This is a genomic window from Leptodesmis sp., assembly GCF_052746595.1.
Window position 1 is genome coordinate 5,533 of record NZ_JBRAGO010000126.1, and the last position, 6,185, is coordinate 11,717.

Below are 6,185 nucleotides of genomic sequence, written 5' to 3' on the forward strand. Positions count from 1 at the left end.
CCCACATTAAAGGACTGCGGCAAAAGCTGAAGGCGGCTGGAGCACCCGGTGACTTGATTGAAACAGTGTACGGAATCGGTTATCGGCTGAAGGCTCTGCCAGCCAATGGAAATTTGCATTCTACCCGTGACTGTGAAGCTACTGCTCCTTCCACCCAACAACGAGCGATCGCCCAGGTAAACACTGTCTGGTATCGGTTTAAAGAACGAGTGCAGGAACAAATTGCTGTGCTGGAACAGGCTGCGATCGCCCTGCTCTGCCACGAATTAACAGCAGAACAGGGGCAGCAAGCCAGACAGGATGCCCATTCCCTCTCGGGTTCCCTGGGAACGTTTGGGTTTCCGGAAGCATCTCAACTGGCACGGCAGATTGAGCAATGCCTGCAACAAGAGTCTCCCCTCGATCATGCCCAGGCATTGCAATTACAGCAATGGGTCGTAGCTCTCCGGCACCAAGTTGAACGATCGCCAACCCTGCTGGCCTCCAATTCCCATCCCAAGTCAAATGGTCAATCCCTCGTTTCTCCGTCCACCTCACAACCCACGGTGATCGAAGCCCCACCCACCCACTTACTGTCCAAAACTGTGGATTCTGACACCGGCTATCTTCCCTGCCTGCTGATTGTGGATTGCGATCGTGCAATCGAGACAACCTTGAAAGCAGAAGCCACGTACTGGGGACTTCAGGTTGAAGTGGCTACGGATCTGACTGAGGCTCAAAAACAGGTGCAACAAAATCCACCGGATGTTGTGCTGCTCGATCCAGCCATTACTGCAAGTCCTGCCAGTATTCTTTCCTGGGTCACTGAGTTGAACCAGCACATCCCTGCCATTCCGGCTATTATTTTCACCTGGCAGGATAATTTAGAAGAGCGGCTAGAGTTTGCTCGCATAGGAGGACGCGCCTACTTAACCAAATCAGCCACTCCGGCTCAAGTGTTTGAAGTGGTCACTCAAATCTTGCATCAAGCCGATCGCTCCAAAACCAGCATTCTGGTGGTCGATGATGATCTGATGATGATCTGAAACTGTTGGCCCTGTTGCGATCGCTCCTCGAACCCTGGGGCTTGAAAGTCACCACCCTGGCAGATCCGACTCAATTCTGGGACGTACTGGAGGCCACTGCTCCCGATCTGGTACTTCTGGATATTGAAATGCCGGCCATTAGCGGAACTGAACTGTGTCAGGTCGTGCGCAATGCTCCCCGGTGGAGTGCCTTACCGATTGTGATTCTCACCGCCCACACAGATCCCGACACTGTAAATCAGGTGTTTGCGGCTGGAGCTGATGACTTCATCACCAAACCCATTGCTGGCCCGGATCTGGTACACCGGATTATGAATCGCCTGGAACGTATGCGTCTGCTCCGGAGCCTGGATGATTCGGAGCAGACTTTGCCTCATCCTGAAATCTACTCATCCGTGCTGGAGGGCAACCTGTAATCGCGTTGGCTGGTCTGGTATGGAAACGTTGGCAACCAGAATGTTGATGACAAGATTTGCGATCGCACTCTCAGGAATCGTCCTGAACACGCTGCTTTCTAACCTGTTTCTGGCTCACTGGCTGAATTGCTCCATTTCTGTACCCCTGACCCTGTTGAGTCTGAGTATCAATATCGGCATTCTAATCGGGCTTTTCTACCTGATTCAGCACACGCAGGGCAGCCATCAACACACTCAAGCTTTATTGCAGAAATCAATGGATGACCTGGAACTGAGAGTTGCTGAACGCACCGCCGAGTTGCTGAAAGTCAACGAATCCCTGCAACACGAATTAGAAGAACGCAAGCATACCCAAGAGGCCCTGCAAATTTCCCAGGCCCGCTTTGCTGGCATTCTGGATATTGCTGACAGTGCCATTATTTCGATCGACACCCAGCAGCGCATTACCTTATTCAACCAGGGGGCAGAAAAGATCTTTGGCTATGCAGCCTCAGAAGTTTTAGGTCAACCCCTGGATATTCTTTTACCCACGCAGGCCACTCAAATTTACCACCAGCATATTCAAACCTTTGCCGAACCAGCTATCCAGTCCTACCGGATTGGCGATCGCTGCGAGATCTCTGGTCGCCGCAAAGATGGATCAGAATTTCCTGCAGAAGCCTCCATCTCTAAACTGATCCTGGGTAAAGAAATTCTATTTACTGTCTTTCTGCAAGACATTACCGAACGCAAGCAAATCGATCGCATGAAGGATGAGTTTGTCTCAATGGTCAGCCATGAACTTCGCACACCCCTCACCTCCATTCACGGTTCCCTGGGAATGCTGGCCAGCGGTTTACTCAAAGCCGACTCTGAACAGGGCAAACGGATGCTCCATATTGCCACCGAAAGCACCGATCGCTTAGTCCGCCTGATTAATGACATTCTCGACATTGAGCGAATTAAATCTGGCAGAGTCAAGATGGAGAAAGAACTCTGTAATGTCAGTGATCTGATCACCACTGCCGTTGATATCGTACAACCGCTCGCCAACACTGCTGGAGTCACGCTGTCCGTTGCCAGCCTTCCCATTCAGGTATGGGCCGATCACGATCGCATCGTGCAAACCCTCACCAACCTCCTCAGCAATGCGATTAAGTTTTCTGAACCGGGAAGTACGGTATGGCTGAAGGCGGAGTTGGAGATCGGAGCGCAAGGCTTGGGGGGCAGGGAAGTGGATGAGTCGATGAGTGAGCGATTGGACGAGTCGATAAAGCCGCTTCCGCCGATCACTGCATCATCCCATAACCCCCTTTACCCCTCCACTCCCTTCCTTCTCTTTTCCGTCCACGATCGCGGCCGTGTTATTCCTGCCGACCAGCTAGAGACGATTTTTGAACGCTTCCAGCAAGTAGACTCTTCCGACTCTCGTAACCATGAAGGCACAGGACTGGGACTAGCAATCTGCCGTAGCATCGTGCAACAACACGAAGGACGCATCTGGGCAGAGAGCGAGTTGGGTGCAGGCAGCACGTTTTACTTCACCCTCCCCCTGTTACCGCCAACCCAGACCAATCTCGAAAAGGAACAAGGCCCATACACATTCCAGCGTATCCAAGTCTCCCCAATTCCTAATTCCTAATCCCCAATCCTCAATTCCCCATGCCCACCAAACGCATCCTTGTCAGGAGCAGGTACACACCCGTATATCAGCAGATCTGGAAACCCCACCCGATGGCATTAAAGAGGAAGCCAGAGAATTGACAGCTTCGCAACGGCTGTATGAGGAGGAGTTACAGGATAAGGTGCATACTCGTGCCAGCCAGGACGTGAATGCCCCAACGGTTCCTTGAGGCCAGTCCTTTAACCATTTCCACCAACTTGGATGATCCGTGATCACTGTAGGGGCGAACAACCGTTCGCCCCAATAAGGGTTGGTCATGGGAGTTGTAAGAATTGGGATTACCTGCAGAAATGCTCCACATTTCACGATGCGGATTAAAACCGGGAGGGATACGGAATGGCCCGGGTGAGGAAGATCACAGATGATCTGGCGATCGCAGGACAACTGACTATAGAGGAGTTTCAGCAACTGGCTGAGGAAGGATATCGATTGGTCGTTAACCTGCGATCGCCAGATGAAACTGGTTCTTTAAAGGGTGAGCAGCAAATTTTGGAACAACTTTAGCATTTTTTATCTGAGTTATCCGACAACACTAGCAGACATACATCCCGATTTTATCCGAACCTTAATCCAACAGATTGCAAAACTACCTCAACCTATTCTTTTACATTGCGATAGTGGTACTCGTTCAGCCATCCTGGCACTACTTTATATTGCAATGAAGCAGGGAATGAAAGTTGAACAAGCCTTCCAAAAAGTAACGGAATTAGGACTACTTTAGACATTAATCCAATGATCCAAAATAGGGGATCTAAAGATCTAAACTACCAAAGGAGGGGAGAGGGAATGGCGAAAGTACTGATTAATCGATCGCTGCCCGTGATCCAATCAGAAATTGAACAAGTTTTAGAACACTATTCCGAACATCCCTATCAATAAGCCTTTGCTAATCCTGATTTACGTCAGGAGTTGATCGCTTACGTATTGACTCATGTGCAAAGTGTGTATGTTGCAGTAGACCCATCAGCACTATCATCGGCTGCAATGGAATTAGAGTCAGTACCGACTGATCGTTCCATCATCCGCGCATTCATTCACCAGGGAATTCATAAAATTCTTCAGCAGCAACAGAACCTGAGCCATCAGTTTCCTGATCACTGTGATGCTTACCTGTCCGCCTCCCACTGGTTTGGCTAGTTTTCATGACTCATCGGTGCTACCTTCATCTGGTAAATCCAGGTGATGATCCCAATTAAGATCGGGCATGCGGTCAAACGCTTCTTTTAAGGAAATTTCCCATAAACGACGAACTTGGGCCAGATAAGGAGTTCCCGGTTTCAACTTTAGTTCATAACGAATCTTGAAGGTATCTCGCTCATACATCGCTAACCGAATGGGAGGGCCAACGGAAATGTTAGATTTCATGGTAGAGTCGATCGACAGCAGAGCACATTTAGCTGCTGCTTCCAGGGGTGTATCAAAACTTAGAATCCGATCTAGAATTGGCTTGCCATACTTGGCCTCTCCAATTTGTAGGAAAGGGGTATCTTTGGAAGCCTGAATGCAATTGCCCTGGCTGTAGATCAAATAAAGCGCAGGCTCCTCTCCCCGAATTTGTCCTCCTAGCAAGAAACTACACGTGGCCTCAATGTGGTCTTTCTCCAGCCAGGGACGATCCTGCTCTTGAATTTCTCTAGCTTTAGAGCCGATGTAGCGGGCAATTTCATACAACGTCGGTAAGGTATGGAGATTATGTTCCGCTTTAGCCGTCAAATCTTGACGCAGCAGGGTAAGGGTGGCCTGAGTAATAGACAAATTACCTGCTGTACAGATTAAAATAACGCGATCGCCCACCTGGGAGAAATCAAACAGTTTCTGATGCGTGGAAATGTAATCGACCCCAGCGTTGGTGCGCGAATCGGCCGCCATGACGATACCAGAACTGGTAACAATGCCAAGACAATAAGTCATGTTTAGGGAAATTAGGACTGATCCTCTAGATTTTAAGACTCTGACCGCCCTTCTGACACAGCTATCCGCCCCTCTATCGCCCTTTAAGGATGGTTGACTGAAAGGAATTGATGCTTCAGGAACAGAAGCAGATCTTGAACGGTCGATAGAGTTTCTGGGGCAAAACGATCTCTCAAGTCAATACCAAAGGTCCTGAGGAAATCCTCACAGAAGACAAGTTCCCAGTCAAACCAGCAAATTAAAGTCAGGTGCAGGTCTTCATTAAGACGATCAGTAGGCAGCACCCGGCCAAACTCCAACCCTGCGTAATGGGACATTCGAGTATATACAAAGTCGGATATGGGTTTAGGAATGTCTGGTTTACAGAAGCGTTCATACCATTCACAGGAATTCAACAATGAACGGCGGTGCAAAAATCGTTGGACACAGCGACGCATCTTCAGATCCGGACTCAGATCCGAATAAGTCCAGAGACTATAAAAGAAGTTTTTGAGCGATCGCCACATGCCTTACATCACATCCAAATTCTCCAAGTCCTCCCTCAGTATTCCCAACGAGAAGTCGAGCTACCAGATTGGGAGAAATGAGGGAGTTGAGAGTTTTGAGTTTTAAACCAAGTCCAGCCAGGGAACGATTGTTTTCCACTCAGAGAAACTCCGGTTCTGGGCTTGGACAAGGTTTAATATCAATTGAACTCTTGCCTATTAGACTCAACCATCATCGGTAGGATGGGCAGAGCCTGACGTGCCCATTTAAATCAGCCAGAATGACAGGATGGAACATTCTCCTTTACCCATCCTGCGTTTTTCTAATTTGCAAGTTTTTCTAATTTGCAAGAAGCCTGGTCTTTTATAGTACACTTATACTATATTGGGTGGTTGCAGCAGGTGGTTAGGGCTGTGCGCGCAAATAAAATCCCTGCGATGTGTTAGGCACTAGCCGTAACGCATTCTACCAGTGGGACGTGATTGGATTGCAAATCCCCTACGATCGCCTGTTGTTAAATTGCCCGTCTGTTAGAGTAGGTGGTTCGCTCGATGGAAGAATATCAACCCTGCATTCCCTCCTCCCAGCACTCCCCAATTTCACGAAATCTGGCGCAGCATTCCCATGCTCGCTATAGAAAACTCGCGTGAGAACCCCGGTCTTTTAAGCCGGGGATGAAACGCA

Annotated in this window: 7 protein-coding genes; 5 read left to right on the forward strand and 2 right to left on the reverse strand. The window is 49.1% G+C overall.

The annotated features are described in order from the left end of the window. The 5 genes from ACUVQO_RS20435 to ACUVQO_RS20455 form a co-directional block, all read left to right on the forward strand. The coding region (locus tag ACUVQO_RS20435) for an Hpt domain-containing protein (protein ID WP_445927672.1) at nt 1-1,025 on the forward strand (1,025 nt) is incomplete at its 5' end. 14 nt (nt 1,026-1,039) lie between these two features. After that, nucleotides 1,040-1,441 carry a response regulator gene (locus ACUVQO_RS20440; RefSeq protein ID WP_445927673.1) on the forward strand — a complete coding sequence of 134 codons (402 nt, stop codon included), beginning with the start codon at nt 1,040-1,042 and terminating at the stop codon, nt 1,439-1,441. 40 nt (nt 1,442-1,481) lie between these two features. Next, nucleotides 1,482-3,062, forward strand: a complete 1,581-nt coding sequence (locus tag ACUVQO_RS20445) for a sensor histidine kinase (protein ID WP_445927674.1) — start codon at nt 1,482-1,484, stop codon at nt 3,060-3,062. Nucleotides 3,063-3,440: 378 nt separating this feature from the next. After that, the gene (locus ACUVQO_RS20450) at nt 3,441-3,608 is read left to right on the forward strand and encodes a hypothetical protein (RefSeq protein ID WP_445927675.1); all 168 of its coding nucleotides are present in this window, start codon (nt 3,441-3,443) and stop codon (nt 3,606-3,608) included. A gap of 405 nt (nt 3,609-4,013) precedes the next feature. After that, entirely contained in the window at nt 4,014-4,241 is a 228-nt protein-coding gene (locus ACUVQO_RS20455) for a hypothetical protein (RefSeq protein WP_445927676.1), read from the forward strand. Nucleotides 4,242-4,244: 3 nt separating this feature from the next. Here the strand turns inward: ACUVQO_RS20455 and ACUVQO_RS20460 are convergent, their stop codons facing one another. Both ACUVQO_RS20460 and ACUVQO_RS20465 read right to left on the reverse strand, forming a co-directional pair. Continuing rightward, complete coding sequence (locus ACUVQO_RS20460; protein ID WP_445927677.1) at nt 4,245-5,015, reverse strand: peptidase; 771 nt, start codon at nt 5,013-5,015, stop codon at nt 4,245-4,247. 83 nt (nt 5,016-5,098) lie between these two features. Next, nucleotides 5,099-5,521, reverse strand: a complete 423-nt coding sequence (locus ACUVQO_RS20465; protein ID WP_445927678.1) for a hypothetical protein — start codon at nt 5,519-5,521, stop codon at nt 5,099-5,101. Nucleotides 5,522-6,185 lie beyond the last annotated feature (664 nt).